Origin of the sequence: Zwartia lucis (assembly GCF_965234455.1) — a bacterium.
Classification (GTDB): domain Bacteria; phylum Pseudomonadota; class Gammaproteobacteria; order Burkholderiales; family Burkholderiaceae_B; genus Zwartia; species Zwartia lucis.
This window is the reverse complement of sequence record NZ_OZ248474.1, coordinates 327,863-343,522: the sequence shown is the minus strand read 5'-3', so window position 1 is coordinate 343,522 and position 15,660 is coordinate 327,863. Positions and strand designations below refer to the sequence as shown.

The 15,660-nt window shown below is 50.3% G+C and carries 21 protein-coding genes and 1 tRNA gene; 21 read left to right on the top strand and 1 reads right to left on the bottom strand.

Annotation, left to right across the window (positions count from 1 at the left end):
* Positions 1-8: 8 nt before the first annotated feature.
* From hisD to AC8GE9_RS12350, 13 genes are all read left to right on the top strand, one after another.
* Positions 9-1,316, top strand: a complete 1,308-nt coding sequence (gene hisD, locus AC8GE9_RS12410; RefSeq protein ID WP_506677455.1) for a histidinol dehydrogenase — start codon at positions 9-11, stop codon at positions 1,314-1,316.
* A gap of 36 nt (positions 1,317-1,352) precedes the next feature.
* Positions 1,353-1,940, top strand: a complete 588-nt coding sequence (hisB, locus tag AC8GE9_RS12405) for an imidazoleglycerol-phosphate dehydratase HisB (protein WP_506677454.1) — start codon at positions 1,353-1,355, stop codon at positions 1,938-1,940.
* Between the two features lie 3 nt (positions 1,941-1,943).
* Positions 1,944-2,600 (top strand): imidazole glycerol phosphate synthase subunit HisH, encoded by a 657-nt coding sequence (gene hisH / locus AC8GE9_RS12400; protein WP_506677453.1) that lies wholly within the window; start codon positions 1,944-1,946, stop codon positions 2,598-2,600.
* Between the two features lie 29 nt (positions 2,601-2,629).
* Positions 2,630-3,370: a 1-(5-phosphoribosyl)-5-[(5-phosphoribosylamino)methylideneamino]imidazole-4-carboxamide isomerase gene (gene hisA / locus AC8GE9_RS12395; protein ID WP_506677452.1), complete on the top strand. Its 741-nt coding sequence runs from the start codon at positions 2,630-2,632 to the stop codon at positions 3,368-3,370.
* Positions 3,367-4,170, top strand: coding sequence for an imidazole glycerol phosphate synthase subunit HisF (gene hisF / locus AC8GE9_RS12390; protein WP_506677451.1), 804 nt, complete (start codon positions 3,367-3,369; stop codon positions 4,168-4,170). Before hisA ends, hisF begins: the two co-directional genes overlap by 4 nt.
* A 1-nt stretch (position 4,171) precedes the next feature.
* Positions 4,172-4,597 (top strand): phosphoribosyl-AMP cyclohydrolase, encoded by a 426-nt coding sequence (gene hisI / locus AC8GE9_RS12385; protein ID WP_506677450.1) that lies wholly within the window; start codon positions 4,172-4,174, stop codon positions 4,595-4,597.
* On the top strand, positions 4,594-4,956 hold the full coding sequence (locus AC8GE9_RS12380) for a phosphoribosyl-ATP diphosphatase (RefSeq protein WP_506677449.1): 363 nt from the start codon (positions 4,594-4,596) through the stop codon (positions 4,954-4,956). Before hisI ends, AC8GE9_RS12380 begins: the two co-directional genes overlap by 4 nt.
* 14 nt (positions 4,957-4,970) lie before the next feature.
* The gene (locus AC8GE9_RS12375) at positions 4,971-5,339 is read left to right on the top strand and encodes a histidine triad nucleotide-binding protein (protein ID WP_506677448.1); all 369 of its coding nucleotides are present in this window, start codon (positions 4,971-4,973) and stop codon (positions 5,337-5,339) included.
* 14 nt (positions 5,340-5,353) lie between these two features.
* Positions 5,354-5,605: a Sec-independent protein translocase subunit TatA gene (gene tatA / locus AC8GE9_RS12370; RefSeq protein WP_506677447.1), complete on the top strand. Its 252-nt coding sequence runs from the start codon at positions 5,354-5,356 to the stop codon at positions 5,603-5,605.
* Between the two features lie 63 nt (positions 5,606-5,668).
* A complete protein-coding gene (gene tatB / locus AC8GE9_RS12365) occupies positions 5,669-6,127 on the top strand; it encodes a Sec-independent protein translocase protein TatB (protein WP_506677446.1) in 459 nt (152 codons plus the stop codon).
* Positions 6,128-6,174: 47 nt separating this feature from the next.
* Positions 6,175-6,912, top strand: coding sequence for a twin-arginine translocase subunit TatC (gene tatC, locus AC8GE9_RS12360; protein ID WP_506677806.1), 738 nt, complete (start codon positions 6,175-6,177; stop codon positions 6,910-6,912).
* Positions 6,913-7,179: 267 nt separating this feature from the next.
* A complete protein-coding gene (locus AC8GE9_RS12355) occupies positions 7,180-7,539 on the top strand; it encodes a helix-turn-helix domain-containing protein (RefSeq protein ID WP_506677445.1) in 360 nt (119 codons plus the stop codon).
* Positions 7,536-8,294: a Nif3-like dinuclear metal center hexameric protein gene (locus tag AC8GE9_RS12350; RefSeq protein WP_506677444.1), complete on the top strand. Its 759-nt coding sequence runs from the start codon at positions 7,536-7,538 to the stop codon at positions 8,292-8,294. Before AC8GE9_RS12355 ends, AC8GE9_RS12350 begins: the two co-directional genes overlap by 4 nt.
* Positions 8,295-8,318: 24 nt before the next feature.
* On the opposite strand, the gene mscL is transcribed toward AC8GE9_RS12350, so the two are convergent.
* Positions 8,319-8,768 carry a large conductance mechanosensitive channel protein MscL gene (gene mscL / locus AC8GE9_RS12345; protein WP_506677443.1) on the bottom strand — a complete coding sequence of 150 codons (450 nt, stop codon included), beginning with the start codon at positions 8,766-8,768 and terminating at the stop codon, positions 8,319-8,321.
* 133 nt (positions 8,769-8,901) lie between these two features.
* Between mscL and petA the strand changes: the two genes are divergently transcribed.
* From petA to AC8GE9_RS12305, 8 genes are all read left to right on the top strand, one after another.
* Entirely contained in the window at positions 8,902-9,543 is a 642-nt protein-coding gene (petA, locus tag AC8GE9_RS12340) for a ubiquinol-cytochrome c reductase iron-sulfur subunit (RefSeq protein WP_506677442.1), read from the top strand.
* A gap of 57 nt (positions 9,544-9,600) precedes the next feature.
* A complete protein-coding gene (locus AC8GE9_RS12335) occupies positions 9,601-10,980 on the top strand; it encodes a cytochrome b (RefSeq protein WP_506677441.1) in 1,380 nt (459 codons plus the stop codon).
* A gap of 19 nt (positions 10,981-10,999) precedes the next feature.
* On the top strand, positions 11,000-11,857 hold the full coding sequence (locus AC8GE9_RS12330; RefSeq protein ID WP_506677805.1) for a cytochrome c1: 858 nt from the start codon (positions 11,000-11,002) through the stop codon (positions 11,855-11,857).
* A gap of 89 nt (positions 11,858-11,946) precedes the next feature.
* Entirely contained in the window at positions 11,947-12,558 is a 612-nt protein-coding gene (locus AC8GE9_RS12325) for a glutathione S-transferase N-terminal domain-containing protein (protein ID WP_028817551.1), read from the top strand.
* An 11-nt stretch (positions 12,559-12,569) separates the two neighbouring features.
* Positions 12,570-13,007, top strand: coding sequence for a ClpXP protease specificity-enhancing factor (locus AC8GE9_RS12320; RefSeq protein WP_506677440.1), 438 nt, complete (start codon positions 12,570-12,572; stop codon positions 13,005-13,007).
* Between the two features lie 77 nt (positions 13,008-13,084).
* Positions 13,085-13,160: transfer RNA gene (locus AC8GE9_RS12315), tRNA-Thr, on the top strand.
* 116 nt (positions 13,161-13,276) lie between these two features.
* Entirely contained in the window at positions 13,277-14,536 is a 1,260-nt protein-coding gene (locus AC8GE9_RS12310) for a tyrosine-type recombinase/integrase (RefSeq protein ID WP_506677439.1), read from the top strand.
* Between the two features lie 153 nt (positions 14,537-14,689).
* Entirely contained in the window at positions 14,690-15,652 is a 963-nt protein-coding gene (locus AC8GE9_RS12305; protein ID WP_506677438.1) for an endonuclease NucS domain-containing protein, read from the top strand.
* Positions 15,653-15,660: the final 8 nt, after the last annotated feature.

The following is a 15,660-nucleotide window of genomic DNA, read 5'->3' as shown; positions in this document are numbered from 1 at the left end:
CTTTGATAATGCGCACAATCACACGTCTGGACTCACGCGATCCTGAGTTTCAAATAACACTCTCCAAGCTGCTGGCTTTTGATGCCGAGCAAGATGATGCGATCGATGCGGCCGCCGCCAGCATCCTTCAACAGGTGCGCCTTGAGGGCGACAAGGCTCTGCTTGGCTACACACGCCAATTCGACAAAGTCGACGTTGAGACGGTTGCCGCGCTTGAAATACCTCGTTGCGACTGGGAGACGGCACTCGCCAACCTGCCCGCCGCTCAACGACAAGCGCTTGAAATCGCAGCCCAACGCGTGCGGGCTTATCACTTGCATCAACGTCAAGAAAGCTGGTCCTATACCGAAGCAGATGGCACCCGTCTAGGTCAGCAAATCACTCCTCTAGACAGAGTCGGTCTATACGTGCCTGGCGGGAAAGCATCCTACCCCTCCTCTGTCCTGATGAACGCGATCCCTGCAAAAGTCGCAGGCGTGAGCGAAGTCATCATGGTGACGCCTACTCCTGGTGGACAGCGCAATGCCATGGTACTGGCTGCTGCGGCCATCGCGGGTGTGGATCGCTGCTTTGCCATTGGTGGCGCGCAGGCTGTCGGGGCGCTCGCCTACGGCACGGCGACCATCCCTGCCGTCGATAAAATCGTCGGGCCTGGCAATGCCTATGTCGCCGCTGCCAAAAGGCGCGTTTTTGGAACGGTCGGAATCGACATGATCGCCGGGCCGAGCGAGATTTTGGTCATTTGTGACGGCCAAACGCCAGCGGATTGGATTGCGATGGATTTGTTTTCGCAAGCCGAGCACGATGAGCTGGCCCAAGCGATTCTGCTATGCCCAGACGCAAAATACCTCGACGAGGTTCAAGCCTCGATTGAAAAGCTGCTACCTACCATGCCGCGCGCGGACATTATCCGCACAAGCTTACGTGATCGCGGCGCCTTGATTTTGGTGCGCGACCTCCAGGAGGCCTGCGAAATCAGTAACAACATTGCACCCGAGCACCTCGAAGTGTCATGCGAAAACCCTGATAAATGGTTACCTTTGTTACGGCACGCGGGTGCCATTTTCATGGGGCGCCATAGTTCCGAAGCGCTTGGAGACTATTGCGCAGGACCCAATCACGTTCTGCCGACTTCCCGTACCGCGCGCTTTTCCTCACCCTTAGGCGTGTATGATTTTCAAAAACGCTCTAGTTTGATTCATGTCTCAGCCGCAGGCGCGCAAACTCTAGGTAAAGTGGCAAATGAACTGGCACTTGGCGAAGGTCTCCAAGCCCATGCCGCGAGCGCCCGTTATCGCCTGACCAACATACAATAGACGTTCCTAAGATCTTAGTACATCAGAGTACATATCATGCGTACCGCAGAAATTATCCGCAATACCAATGAAACGCGCATCCGCGTCGCGGTCAATCTAGACGGCACTGGCAAACAGGTCCTCAACACTGGGGTGCCCTTTTTGGACCACATGCTGGACCAGATCGCGCGCCATGGTCTGATCGACCTTGAGATACACGCCGAAGGCGATCTCGACATCGATGCACACCACACTGTCGAAGATGTCGGCATCACGCTCGGCATGGCCATCGCCAAAGCCGTAGGTGACAAGGCAGGTATTCGTCGCTATGGACATGCCTATGTTCCTCTCGACGAGGCGCTTTCCCGCGTGGTGGTGGACTTTTCAGGCCGTCCGGGTTTGCAATTCCATGTCCCGTTCACGCGCGCGCGTGTCGGTGATTTTGATGTCGATTTGACCATTGAGTTCTTTCAAGGCTTGGTCAACCATGCCCTCATGACGTTACACATCGACAACTTGCGCGGTGTCAATGCACACCACCAGTGCGAAACTATCTTCAAAGCAACGGGCCGTGCGCTTCGCATGGCTCTCGAGCTCGATCCGCGCAGCGCGGGTGTCGTGCCATCCACCAAAGGCGTGCTGTAAGTCATGACTGCGATTGCCATTGTCGATTACGGCATGGGAAACTATCACTCTGTCGAGCGTGCGCTGCGGCACGCAGCGCCTGAGGCGGATATTCGTTTGTGCAAGCTCGCGGCTGAGATAGAGGCCGCAGATCGTGTCGTTTTTCCAGGACAAGGTGCGATGGCGGACTGCATTCGCACGCTAGACGAAGCGGGTCTGCGAGAGGCGGTATTACGCGCAGCGGCAACCAAGCCTCTGCTAGGCGTATGCGTTGGCGAACAAATGCTGTTTGAGCGCAGCGAAGAAGGCAACACAACAAGCCTTGGCCTGTTCAAAGGCGAAGTTCGTCGTTTCAAGGGGGCCGCATTTGACGCGCCCACAACTGAGGCGAACGATCACGCAGATCGACTTAAAGTCCCGCATATGGGGTGGAATCCTGTGTATCAGGTGCGTGCACACACGCTTTGGTCGGGTATTCCCGATGCCACGCCCTTTTATTTTGTCCACAGCTATTATGCTGTTCCGGCCGACAACGCCCTGACTGTCGGAGAAAGCAATTATGGCGGTCCATTTACTTGCGCAATCGCCCAAGACAATATCTTTGCCGTACAGTTTCACCCAGAGAAAAGTGCCGATTATGGTTTGCGTCTGTATCGGAATTTTGTAGACTGGCAACCTTAACCACCTGAAAATGACAGATCACAAAAGATATGCTGCTGATCCCCGCAATTGATCTCAAAGACGGACAATGTGTCAGACTTCGCCAAGGCGACCTCGATGACGCAACGATCTTTTCCGAAGACCCTACCGCCATGGCCACGCATTGGCTGGATCGAGGCGCGCGTCGCTTGCACTTGGTGGATCTCAATGGCGCTGTCGCCGGCAAGCCCAAAAACGAAGCCCTCATCAAAGCGATCGTAGGCGCAGTAGGTAGCGATATCCCTGTCCAAATCGGCGGTGGTATTCGCGATCTCGACACCATCGAACGCTATTTGGACTTCGGTATTTCCTACGTGATCATCGGTACGGCCGCCGTCAAAAATCCTGGCTTTCTACATGATGCTTGCGGTGCTTTTCCGGGCAATATCATTGTTGGCCTCGATGCGCGCGATGGCAAAGTTGCGACAGACGGTTGGAGCAAACTCACCAAACATGACGTCATCGATCTCGCTAAAAAATTTGAAGACTATGGCTGCGAAGCCATCATCTATACCGATATTGGTCGCGATGGCATGCTCTCGGGTGTCAATATCGAAGCCACCGTTCGCCTGGCCCAGCATGTGCGTATACCCGTCATCGCTTCAGGTGGTGTGACGGACATGCGTGATATCGATGCGCTCTGCGCAGTCGAAGAAGAAGGCGTCGAAGGTGCCATTCTTGGACGTAGTATCTACGAAGGTACGCTCGATTTCGAAGCTGCGCAAAAACGCGCTGACGAACTTGCGCCATGACAACCCTCCTCGCGCCCAACACACTGAGCGAACTGACACGTCGAATCATTCCTTGTCTCGATGTGACTGCGGGTCGCGTGGTAAAGGGCGTCAATTTTGTCCAGTTGATGGATGCTGGCGATCCCGTCGAGATTGCACATCGTTACAACGAACAAGGCGCAGATGAGCTGACTTTTCTGGATATCACCGCGACAAGTGATGGCCGCGATTTAATCCTACCCATCATCGAACAAGTCGCTTCGCAGGTTTTTATCCCCTTGACAGTCGGCGGCGGAGTGCGCCAGGTCAGTGATATCCAACGCCTATTAAATGCGGGTGCTGACAAAGTTTCCATGAACAGCGCCGCTGTTGCCAATCCTGATCTAGTGCGTGCAGCCTCTGATTATCACGGCTCACAATGTATCGTGGTTGCCATCGATGCGCGCCGCGTGACTGATAGCGAAACGCCTCGCTGGGAAGTGTTCACGCATGGTGGTCGTCGCGGTACAGGGATCGACGCGGTGGCCTGGGCTCGCCAAATGGCCGAGTATGGCGCTGGCGAAATTCTATTAACCAGCATGGATCGCGATGGCACCAAGTCAGGCTTTGATCTCGAGTTGACGCGCCAAGTTTCAAATGCCGTTTCTGTGCCAGTGATTGCTTCAGGCGGCGTTGGTAACCTGCAACATCTTGCAGATGGTGTCACCCTAGGGGGTGCCAGTGCGGTGCTCGCCGCGAGTATTTTCCATTACGGTGAATATACCGTCGGACAAGCCAAAGCATTCATGGCGCGTCAGGGCATCCCGGTCAGGATTGGCTGACATGACGACACCACAGCGACCTGCCTGGCTAGAAGAGGTACGTTTTGATGCGCAAGGTCTCATCCCCGCGATTTCACAAGATGCGCAGACCGGACAAATTTTAATGGTCGCCTGGATGAACGCGGAGTCGCTTGCCGAGACCGTGGCCACAGGGCGTGCCGTATTTTGGTCGCGCTCTCGAAATCGTCTGTGGCACAAAGGCGAGGAATCAGGACACATTCAACGCCTGCTAGAGCTGCGCTTAGATTGCGATGGCGATGTTTTGCTCCTCAAGGTTGAACAGCTCGGCGCCATCGCCTGTCATACGGGACGCGCGAGTTGCTTTTACCGACGACTAGACAAGAGCGCCAGCCAAGAAACAAACTCAGGCTCAGAATGGGTGATTGTTGATCCCGTCCTCAAAGACCCGGAGCTCATCTACAAATGAATAAAGAACACACCACGCCAGACGCCTCTGAGTTGGTACTCGCGCGGATTGCCGATCTGCTGGAAACACGTTTACCTAGCCGGGGAGGCGATCCGACCGCTTCCTATGTCGCCAAACTGTTTTCCAAAGGGCCTGATGCGGCCCTCAAAAAAATAGGTGAAGAGGCCACAGAGCTTGTGATGGCGGCCAAAGACAAACAGCCTGAGCGTATCGTGTCCGAAATGGCGGACCTTTGGTTTCATTGCTTGGTGGTACTCACTGAAAACGGGCTTCGTCCTGAGCAAGTCGTGGCAGAATTGGCACGTCGCGAAGGTGTTTCTGGCTTACAGGAAAAAGCTTCGCGTTTGAAAAACCCTTAGGATCTTAAGATTCCATGAGTGAACACTGCATATTTTGCAAAATCGTACGTGGCGAATTACCTGCCAAAATTGCCTATGAAGACGACGATTGTCTAGTTTTCCATGACATCAATCCCGCCGCGTCGGTGCATTTATTAATGATTCCCAAGCGACATATTGTCTCAATGCAAGAGATTAATTCCGAAGATGCCGTTTGGTTAGGTAGAATGCTAACCAAGGTGCCTCAAATCGCACTCGACAACGGTTGCAATCCCGGACCATCCGGCGGTTTTCGTCTGATGACCAACTCCGGTGTCGAGGGTGGTCAAGAGGTTTTGCACCTACACTTTCATATTTATGGTGGAAGCCGTCCCTGGAAAGGGCCTGCACCCACCGTAGCCTGAATCGGAGAACCGTCATGGGCGCATTTAGTATCTGGCATTGGTTAATTGTCCTAGTTATCGTGGCACTGGTGTTTGGCACCAAAAAGATTCGCAACATTGGCGCTGATCTTGGTGGCGCGATCAAAGGTTTCAAAGAAGGCATGAAGGACCCAAACGCTAAAGAAGCCGAGGCAACGACGGCTGCTGCCGAAGCTGCTCCCGCACAACGTGTCGCTTCAAACGAAACGATCGATGTCCAAGCCAAAGAAAAGACCAGCACACATTGAGTGCTTTGCTTGTCCCCTTGCTTGTCATTGCCTTAGCTGAGCTTACCCCGCCCCACGATCACTATGTTTGATATCAGCTTTACAGAACTACTCGTGATCGGTGTGATTGCGTTGGTGGTCATAGGCCCCGAGCGCTTGCCTAAAGTTGCTCGCACCATTGGCCACCTTGTTGGTCGCGCCCAGCGCTATGTCAGCGATGTCAAAACCGACATCCAGCGCGAGGTCGAGCTCGATGATTTGCGCAAACTTAAAGATCAAATGCAAGATGCTGCGCAAAGCGTTCAGTCGAGTTTGCAAAACACCGAGACTGCCCTTCGCCAGCCACTTGAGTCCTTCGAGCAGTCGACCATGTCCACGCTCAACGAACTGAAGTCTCCCCTAGCCAACCTCGATACGGCCGCGGGGTCGACGCCTCCAGCCTCTAGCCCAGTTGCGGCCTTGCCCACCCCTGATGCGCCTGCACAAATGCAGCCTGCCCAGGTCGCAGCCATCCCAGAGTCTTCGCCCGGATCAAAATCTTGAGTACTGAAGAAAAACCCCAAGAAGCCGAGCAAACCGGTGACAGCTTTATGTCTCACCTCGTCGAGTTGCGTTCACGCCTGTTGCGCGCGGTCGGTACGATGCTCGTTGTTTTTATTGCGCTCTTCATTTACCCCGGTGCCTCCTTTATTTATGATTTGCTTGCGGCCCCGATGCTTGCCTCTCTGCCCGAAGGCACACGCATGATTGCCACCGGCGTGATTACACCCTTTATGGTCCCCGTCAAGGTTACGATGATGGCGGCGTTTGTCGTGTCACTGCCTGTCGTGCTTTATCAAGTTTGGGCCTTTGTTGCGCCCGGCCTTTACAGACACGAACAACGCCTGGCTTTGCCTTTGATTGTGTCGAGTTCGCTGCTATTTTTAGCAGGCATGGCCTTTTGTTATTTCGTTGTCTTCAAAACTATCTTCAGCTTTATCGCAACCTTTGCGCCACAGTCAATTACGCCCGCTCCTGATATCGAAGCCTACCTCGGCTTTGTCATGACCATGTTCTTGGCCTTTGGTATCACGTTTGAAGTGCCCGTTGCCGTGATTCTTTTGGTTCGTACGGGCATTGTCACGATTGCACAACTTCAACAAGCGCGTGGTTATGTCATTGTCGGCGCATTTATTATCGCGGCCGTGGTCACGCCACCCGATGTCGTCAGTCAATTCTTACTCGCCGTACCTTTGTGTGTACTGTATGAAGTCGGCATTTTGTTGGCGAGAGCCATCAAAGCCCGCCCTGCAGAACCAAAAACAGACGCAACCGATTCCACAAGTTGAAAATGTGTCTTTACTCGATTTTCTGCTAAAAAGTACTTTATAGGCTAAAAAGCGTACGTATCTTGCTGAGATCATTCAATCATTCCGCCCCGATGTACGAACAAAGGGGAGATCATCTTCCAATAAATTAGTTGTGATTGTCTGCAGAAAGGTATATCTTTTGGCGTTTTAAAGTTTAATTTTTTGGTGTTTGTTTCAGGCTTTGCCTCTTGTGCATTCACCGTATTATTCTTATATTCAAGCTGCAAGAACTCCAAAGGGACCATTGTGCTCGCTCACCGTCTCAAACAAGCCCGCCTTCGTGCCGGCCTGTCGCAAGAAAAACTTGGCAAACTTGCCGGGATTGACCCCATGTCCGCAAGCGCCCGAATGAACCAGTATGAGCGGGGCAAACACTCCCCAGACTACGAGCTCATGTGTCGCGTCGCCGACATTCTAAAAATGCCCGTCAGCTGGTTTTACACAGCGGACGAGGACCTAGCGCGTCTTCAGGAAGTTTTTTACCACCTGAGCCCTCACGTTCGCCGTCCACTCCTGACGCAAGCGGAAAACCTGTTTATTGCACACCCACCTGGCGCGAACGAAGAACAGACTGGCACAGTCGAAACCTCTTCACCCACTAATTGAAATCCATCGCAACCCGTGATCTGTGTGCATGGCTTGATACCACGCTTGATGCAGCGTCTTTCAATGACTACTGCCCAAACGGATTACAGGTTGAAGGCAAATCATCGGTCTCTCACCTCATTACGGGCGTGACAGCGAGTCAGGCGCTCCTCGACGTTGCCAGCGCCCGCGGCGCCGACGCGGTTCTTGTGCATCACGGATGGTTTTGGAAAGGTGAGGATCCTCGGGTCCGTGGCACACGCAAAAAAAGACTTGCCACTTTGCTAGCAAAAGACATCAATCTTATTGCCTACCATTTGCCTTTGGACGCGCACCCGCAACTCGGTAACAACGCACAACTCGCCCGCGTCCTCGGGCTGACACCTGAACCCTGTACCTCAGGTCCCAACGGACTCGTCTGGCTAGGTGAAATGCCCGGAAAAACGACACTCGGTGAGGTTGCCGCAAAAGTTGAACTGGCGCTCGGACGTTCGCCTCAGGTGATCGGAGACGCTAGCATGCCCGCCAAACGCTTAGCATGGTGCACAGGCGCCGCTCAAAGCATGCTGGAACACGCCATTGACGCAGGTGCCCAAGTGTTCATCACTGGCGAGATTTCCGAACAAACCGTCCATCTCGCTCGAGAGTCGGCTGTTGGCTTTATCTGTGCGGGGCATCATGCCACCGAGCGCTATGGCGTCCAAGCGCTCGGCTCCGCGATCGAAAAGGAGTTTGGCATTCGGGTGGATTTCGTCGACATCGACAATCCGGTCTGATCCCGCGGCAAGGCGCCTTTCGATTTATTTCTTTAAAGAGTCGCGAATTTCACGCAAAAGCAACACATCTTCAGGTATCGGAGGCGTTACTGCTTCAGCCTCAAGTTCCATTTTGCTCCGCGCTTTGTTAATCACCTTGACCATCCAAAAAATTACGAAAGCCAACAAAATAAAGTTAATCACGATGGTGACAAAGTTGCCCCACGCGAACACCGTCGCACCCGCCTTGGTCAAGTCGGCATAGGTTTCAGGTCCCACATAATTGGCTGGGCGGGATAAAACAAAGAATTTGTTACTGAAATCCATCGCGCCACCGACCATGAAGTTCACGAGCGGCATCACAATATCCTTGACCAAAGAATCAACGATTTTGCTAAATGCGGCGCCCACGATCACGCCAATCGCAAGGTCGACAACGTTACCCCGGACGGCAAATGCTCGAAATTCTTTTAAAAACCCACGCGCTTGACTCATTTCTTGATTCCCCTGATGGAAGTGTGTAGTTGGTGGGGCTATAATAAGAGGTTAGAAAATTTGTAACAAGTTAGGTGTAAACCAGTCTGCAACGCGTGCGCTCAGCCGCGTTAGCTGCAATAAGGATAGGAAGATGAGTCAGGATTCGATTGTGCATGACGACGATGGCGCGGTTCCCCCAACCCTGCCCTCCGACCCTTCGCGCCGCTTCTGGATCGGCACAACCTGTGCCGTTGGTGGTGTCGCCGGAGCTGCTTTAGCTGTTCCCTTCATAAGTACGTTTGCGCCGTCTGAAAAAGCTCGCGCTGCGGGTGCGCCTGTCGAAATCGACATCAGCACCATCCCTCCAGGTGAAATGCGCACGGTTGAGTGGCGTGGCAAACCTGTCTGGGTGCTTCATCGCACCAAAGAGCAGCTCGGTACGCTCAAGCAAAATGACCCGTTTCTCGCAGACCCCAACTCCACTCGCCCTGGCTTTACGCCGGCTTATGCAAAAAACGAATGGCGCTCGCGTAAGCCCGAAATGTTTGTGGCTGTCGGTATCTGCTCACACCTGGGTTGCGCACCAACGCCAAAATTTCAAACAGGCCCTCAGCCTAGCTTGCCCGATAACTGGGACGGCGGGTTTTTATGCCCTTGTCATGGATCGACATTCGATATCGCCGGTCGCGTTTATAAAAATAAACCTGCGCCTGACAACCTCGAAGTCCCACCTTATCAATACCTGAGCGACACCCGAATCATTATCGGTGTTGACGAAGACAACAAGGCCTAATTGGTCTTTGATTAACACCGCATATCGCGACACTGAATAAAGTAAAGGAGCCGTTTCATGGCTGACGAAAAATCCGTCGAAACGACCGGACTGCTAGGATGGATAGACCGTCGCTTTCCGTTGACGTCGACCTATAAAGCACATTTGTCCGAGTATTACGCACCCAAAAATTTTAACTTTTGGTATTTTTTTGGTGCGCTATCACTGTTGGTCCTAGTGCTGCAAATCGTGACGGGAATTTTCCTTGTCATGCACTACAAGCCCGACGCCCAGTACGCATTCCAGTCGGTCGAATACATCATGCGCGAAGTCCCGGGCGGATGGTTCATCCGCTACATGCACTCGACAGGCGCATCGATGTTTTTTGTCGTTGTCTACCTTCACATGACTCGTGCGCTGATTTACGGCTCCTACCGCAAACCACGCGAACTCGTCTGGATTTTTGGCGTCGGTATTTTCTTGTGCCTGATGGCCGAAGCCTTTTTCGGCTACCTCCTGCCCTGGGGCCAAATGTCCTTCTGGGGTGCGCAGGTCATCGTAAATCTGTTCTCCGCCATTCCGTTTATTGGACCTGAGTTGTCTATCTGGATTCGGGGCGACTACGTGGTGTCCGATGCAACGCTCAATCGCTTTTTTGCTTTCCATGTCGTCGCCATTCCTTTGGTGCTTTTGGGATTAGTCGCTGCCCACGTGATTGCTTTGCACGAAGTCGGCTCAAACAATCCTGACGGTGTGGACATCAAAGCAAAGAAGGATAAGTTCGGTCGCCCATTGGATGGCATTCCTTTCCATCCTTACTACACCGTTCACGACATTCTTGGTGTCACAGGCTTTTTCATCATCTTCATGGCGATTATCTTCTTTGCCCCGGAGATGGGTGGATACTTCCTGGAATTCAATAACTTCCTACCCGCCGATCCGCTCAAGACACCACTACATATTGCCCCTGTCTGGTATTTCACGCCGTTCTACTCAATGCTGCGTGCAACAACCGACGACTTTACGTGGGTGTTGGCTGGCGCGTCAGCGCTGGCCGCAATTGTCATGTTCTTCAAGACCAAAGGTCTCGCTAAACTAATCGTTCCAGTTGTGCTGATCGTTGTTGCCGTCCTGCTGCGCGCGATCGACGCAAAGTTCTGGGGTGTGGTCGCCATGGGCGGCTCTGTGGTCTTATTGTTTTTTCTGCCTTGGCTTGATTACAGCCCTGTAAAGTCGATTCGTTATCGCCCAGACTGGCATAAAGTCTTGTACGGTATTTTCTTTGTAAACTTTATCGTGCTTGGCTACTTGGGTACGCAGGCTCCAACGGACATCTTTAACCTGATGTCTCAGATCGGAACACTGATTTATTTGGCGTTCTTCTTGTTGATGCCTGTCTGGAGTCGCCTTGGAACGTTCAAGCCGGTCCCCGACCGTGTCACGTTTCACGCACATTGAGCTTAACTTTATTTACGGAATGACCATGATCAAGAAGCTGCTTTGTGCTCTTGCCCTAATGATCACATGCACCGGCGCTAACGCTGCAGGCGGAAACTTTCCGCTTGAGCGCGCACCCGATCGCATCAACGACCTTGCTTCTCTCCAAAATGGTGCGAAGTTGTTTGTGAATTACTGCCTGAGCTGTCATAGCGCCTCCGCTATGCGCTACAACAAACTCAAGGACATCGGCCTGACCGACCAACAAATCCGTGAAAGCTTGCTGTTCACGGGTGAAAAAGTCGGCGACCTGATGATGGGTTCCGTCTCTGTCAAGGACGGTAAAGTCTGGTTTGGTGCTGCCCCTCCAGATCTATCCTTGATGGCACGCGCCAAATCCATCAACGCAGGTCCTACCGGCTCAGACTATATCTACACGTACATGCGTACGTTCTATCGCGATACGAGCAAAATCACTGGCTGGGACAACCTCGCCTTTCCAAGCGCTGGTATGCCACATGTTCTGTGGGAGCGTCAGGGTCCTCGCGAAATGTCCGTCATTACTACCCATAAAACTGTTGCTCAAGCAAGCAAGCCTGCTGGTTGGGAGCGGATCGAAACGACCTATGACTCGGCCGGCTACGTGACCAACAAAGTTGAGACCCTTGCAAACTATACGGGGAAGCCTAAGGTTGAGCATAAATTCAAGCCCCTTGACCCACAACGCGCTGCCGCTTACGACCGCGATATGGCTGACCTAACAGGCTTTATGACTTGGATGTCCGAGCCTATTCAACAAAAACGTAAACAGATCGGAGTTTGGGTATTGTTGTTCCTCGGAGTCTTTTTTGTTATTGCCTGGCGCCTGAACGCTTCGTTTTGGAAGCACGTCAAGTAATTGGTTTTATTGGGGCCAGCGTCTGCTCGACGTAGACGTTGGCTTTTTGCTTTTATTATCTGTATTAATTTTTAGGACGGAAATCCATCATGATGGTCCTTTACTCCGGCACCACCTGCCCTTTCTCACATCGCTGCCGCTTTGTGTTGTTCGAAAAGGGCATGGATTTTGAAATCCGTGACATCGACTTGTTCAACAAGCCCGAAGATATCTCTGTCATGAATCCCTACGGCCAAGTTCCTATCTTGGTTGAACGCGATTTGATTTTGTATGAGTCCAACATCATCAACGAATATATTGATGAGCGTTTTCCTCATCCCCAGTTGATGCCAGCTGATCCTGTGATGCGTGCGCGCACGCGTCTGTTTTTGTATAACTTCGAAAAAGAGCTGTTTATTCACGTCGCAGCCCTCGAAGACCGTGCCATCCGCGGTGACGAAAAGCGTCTAAACATTTCAAGAGCTGCTGTACGTGACCGTTTGTCCCAACTTGCGCCGTTACTGCTCAAAAATAAGTACATGCTAGGCGAAGAGTTTTCTATGCTCGATGTCGCGATGGCCCCCCTCCTTTGGCGTCTTGACCACTACGGTATCGAGCTACCCAAAACGGCAGCACCTATCCAAAAATACGGCGAGCGCATTTTTTCACGCCCTGCTTATATCGAAGCATTGACCCCTTCAGAAAAGGTCATGCGCCGTTAAGCGCCTCACGTATGGCTGAAACCTCGACGAAACCGTACATGCTTCGTGCTTTGCACGAATGGTGTACGGACAATGGCTACACCCCCCAGATTGTTGTGCAGGTTGATGCCAACACTCTGGTGCCACTCGCTCATGTTCGGGATGGTCAAATCACGCTCAATATTGGCGCGTTGGCCACGAATCGACTTGTCATTGGTAACGAAGCCATTGAGTTTCAAGCACGCTTCAATGGCGTGACCGAGAATTTATATGTACCGATCGCGGTAGTCAGCGCGATCTTTGCTCGTGAAACTGGGGCTGGCATGGGGTTTGAAGTCGAGCCTACGAAGCCTTCTGAATCCACCACGAACATTGATTCGCAAGCTGTGTCAGGCGCAGATCTTTTGCCCGAGCCGGATACTCAATCACCTACTGATAAGACACGCCCAAAACTTTCTATCGTCAAATAATTGAAGACTCAAGAACGTTTTTAACAAATCATTTATAATTCCGTCCGTTGTTTAAGTTTTGGGTCTAAAGCCCGCTTGCCGGAGTAGCTCAGTTGGTAGAGCAGCTCACTTGTAATGAGAAGGTCGAGGGTTCGATTCCTTTCTCCGGCACCAATAATTACTTATAAATCAATCACTTATGCATATTTGATTTATATTTTGTAGTATAGATTGACCTATACTACAAATTGCTACTAGGATTGCTGTAATTCAGCAAACTTTCAGTCGCAATGAATTCAACAAAACCCATCATGCACAGAACTGTTCCTCTACGGGAAACAATCACAGGGATTGGTCGTGGGTACCCAGACAAACTAGTCATTTTCAAAATTGCTGCGTCGCCATTTTGGTGGTGTCGTTATTACACGCAGAAACGCATACTCAAAAAATCTACAAAAACTCAAGACAAACGAATTGCAACCGAGTTCGCTAAACGATTCTATGAAGATATTCTGTTGCGTGAAAGAAATCAGTTACCTCTTGCCGTTAGTAATTCGTTTGAACGATGTGCTCGAGAATTGTTGCGAGAACAGGATCAACTGATTGCAAGAGGTGAACGCAATCCGAAGTTGAATCTGAATGATAGGCAAAAACTTGAAAAAGACATTTTGCCTTACTTCAAAGACCATTCACTTAAAGACATTGGATACAAGCATCTCAATGATTTTGTGACACAGTTATCTGCACGAGGTCTAAAACCTACATCAATTAAAGTACATCTAAATGTCATTCACAAAATATTCAACTTAGCATTGCGTGAGAATCTTATAGACCGATTACCCCCAATGCCAAAGGTGAAAATATCAGACTCCCCTCGAGGATGGTTTAACGAACAGGAATACGACAAACTTAGAAAAACTACGCAGACTCTCATAAAAGAAAAGACTGTCATCCGTGCCCATCAGGTAACAGATGAGATGAGATTTTTGATTACCTTCGTTGTAAACACATTTCTAAGACCAAGTGATGTAAAAAATCTACGCAATCGAAATATTCAAATCGTTGACGGTGCGCAAAAATATCTGAGGATACAAACAGACCAATCAAAGACAATCAACTCTGCAATCATTTCAATGGAGGTCGCAGTCGAGATATACAAAGACTTAATCGAGTTTCAAAAGAAGAATAATCGCCCCTACAGCAAAAACGATTTCGTTTTTTTTCCGCATCTGCCAAACCGTGATTTCGCACTTCAAACGATGCGACGGCAATTTGACGCCATTCTTGAGTCTTGTGAACTGAAAACTGCAAGCACTGGCGAACCACGCACTCTTTACTCGTTACGACACTCTGCAATCATGTTCAGATTAACCAAGGGTGGCGATATCGATTTGTTGACACTAGCAAGGAACGCTAGAACCTCCGTTGACATGATTGAACGGTTTTACGCCCGCCCCCTACAGGCAGAAATGAATGTCGATAAGATTCAATCTATGCGTAAATCAAAACCCGCCCCCACTAAGACCTCCACCCGCAAAAAGTCATCGTAAACACAGTATTCGCACGACTAACTCATGTGATGCAACAGGGAAATGTTCAAATTCGCACTAGGATTGGTTCTAAAACGGTTCGGTATTGGTAGTAAAGTAAGTCATAGTGTCAGCAGCAATAATTCGTTGAAACAAGTATTTTTGTAACAAGTCATGCCACTAGCAAAAGGTTTATCCATGTCGGTAGCGAATAAAAATTATTATCGTTTGATGTTGGGTGCCAGAAGTGTTTATGCCAAAGAATGTCTGACCGGTGGATTTATCGGTGGCAGTTGGGGTTTTAGTACCGATCTGTCAAGTGATCTTGGCGAAGATTGGCGAGTTTTTAATAAAAAACTAATACCTACATTTTTGCAGGCAAATCCTGACAAATCAAAAGTAGCAGCAGGACTTGCATGTGGTATGTTGCATACGATTTGCAAAGGAATATTAATTGGGGATCTTGTATTGTGTCCCGATGGAAGTGGTGATTACCATTACGGCGAAATTAATAGCAATTACTATTTTGTAGCGGGTGACATTCTGCCGCATCGTAGACGAGTCAAGTGGAACGATCGCACAATATCAAGAAGTGAAATGAGTGAAAAGTTGCAAAGATCAACTGGATCCATTGGAACTGTATCAAACATCACAAAGTATGTAAGTGAAATAGAAAAACTAATTAACGGTAACGCTGCCCCAATTATTACTTCTAACGACACCACAGTTGAAGATCCATCTGTCTTTGCGATGGAAAAACATCTAGAAGATTTTCTAGTACTTAATTGGTCGTCAACTGCTCTAGGACGAACGCACGATATTTTCTCTGAAGATGGTGAAATCCTTGGACAACAATATCCAACTGATACAGGTCCTATAGATATTCTTGCAGTAAGCAAAGATCGCAAAGAATTGTTGGTGGTCGAACTCAAACGAGGACGAGCAAGCGATTCTGTTGTAGGTCAAATTCAACGTTACATGGGTTACATAATGAGCGAGGTAGCAGAAGAAAATCAATCTGTCCGTGGATGTATCGTTGCTCTCGATGATGATATACGTATAAAACACGCACTCAAAGTAAATCCACTAATTGATTTCTATCGATATGAAGTGAGTTTTAAATTGAACAAAGTTTAAGATCGTAT

Excerpts from the sequence above, each read along its gene's own strand:
- AC8GE9_RS12375 (WP_506677448.1), top strand. The coding sequence starts at position 4,971 with ATGAGTGAACACTGCATATTTTGCAAAATCGTACGTGGCGAATTACCT.
- hisF (WP_506677451.1), top strand. The coding sequence starts at position 3,367 with ATGACAACCCTCCTCGCGCCCAACACACTGAGCGAACTGACACGTCGA.
- hisI (WP_506677450.1), top strand. The coding sequence starts at position 4,172 with ATGACGACACCACAGCGACCTGCCTGGCTAGAAGAGGTACGTTTTGAT.
- tatC (WP_506677806.1), top strand. The coding sequence starts at position 6,175 with ATGTCTCACCTCGTCGAGTTGCGTTCACGCCTGTTGCGCGCGGTCGGT.
- hisH (WP_506677453.1), top strand. The coding sequence starts at position 1,944 with ATGACTGCGATTGCCATTGTCGATTACGGCATGGGAAACTATCACTCT.
- AC8GE9_RS12310 (WP_506677439.1), top strand. The coding sequence starts at position 13,277 with ATGAATTCAACAAAACCCATCATGCACAGAACTGTTCCTCTACGGGAA.
- AC8GE9_RS12335 (WP_506677441.1), top strand. The coding sequence starts at position 9,601 with ATGGCTGACGAAAAATCCGTCGAAACGACCGGACTGCTAGGATGGATA.
- tatA (WP_506677447.1), top strand. The coding sequence starts at position 5,354 with ATGGGCGCATTTAGTATCTGGCATTGGTTAATTGTCCTAGTTATCGTG.
- AC8GE9_RS12330 (WP_506677805.1), top strand. The coding sequence starts at position 11,000 with ATGACCATGATCAAGAAGCTGCTTTGTGCTCTTGCCCTAATGATCACA.
- AC8GE9_RS12325 (WP_028817551.1), top strand. The coding sequence starts at position 11,947 with ATGATGGTCCTTTACTCCGGCACCACCTGCCCTTTCTCACATCGCTGC.
- hisA (WP_506677452.1), top strand. The coding sequence starts at position 2,630 with ATGCTGCTGATCCCCGCAATTGATCTCAAAGACGGACAATGTGTCAGA.
- hisB (WP_506677454.1), top strand. The coding sequence starts at position 1,353 with ATGCGTACCGCAGAAATTATCCGCAATACCAATGAAACGCGCATCCGC.
- hisD (WP_506677455.1), top strand. The coding sequence starts at position 9 with ATGCGCACAATCACACGTCTGGACTCACGCGATCCTGAGTTTCAAATA.
- AC8GE9_RS12380 (WP_506677449.1), top strand. The coding sequence starts at position 4,594 with ATGAATAAAGAACACACCACGCCAGACGCCTCTGAGTTGGTACTCGCG.
- AC8GE9_RS12305 (WP_506677438.1), top strand. The coding sequence starts at position 14,690 with ATGCCACTAGCAAAAGGTTTATCCATGTCGGTAGCGAATAAAAATTAT.
- petA (WP_506677442.1), top strand. The coding sequence starts at position 8,902 with ATGAGTCAGGATTCGATTGTGCATGACGACGATGGCGCGGTTCCCCCA.
- mscL (WP_506677443.1), bottom strand. The coding sequence starts at position 8,768 with ATGAGTCAAGCGCGTGGGTTTTTAAAAGAATTTCGAGCATTTGCCGTC.
- AC8GE9_RS12320 (WP_506677440.1), top strand. The coding sequence starts at position 12,570 with ATGGCTGAAACCTCGACGAAACCGTACATGCTTCGTGCTTTGCACGAA.
- tatB (WP_506677446.1), top strand. The coding sequence starts at position 5,669 with ATGTTTGATATCAGCTTTACAGAACTACTCGTGATCGGTGTGATTGCG.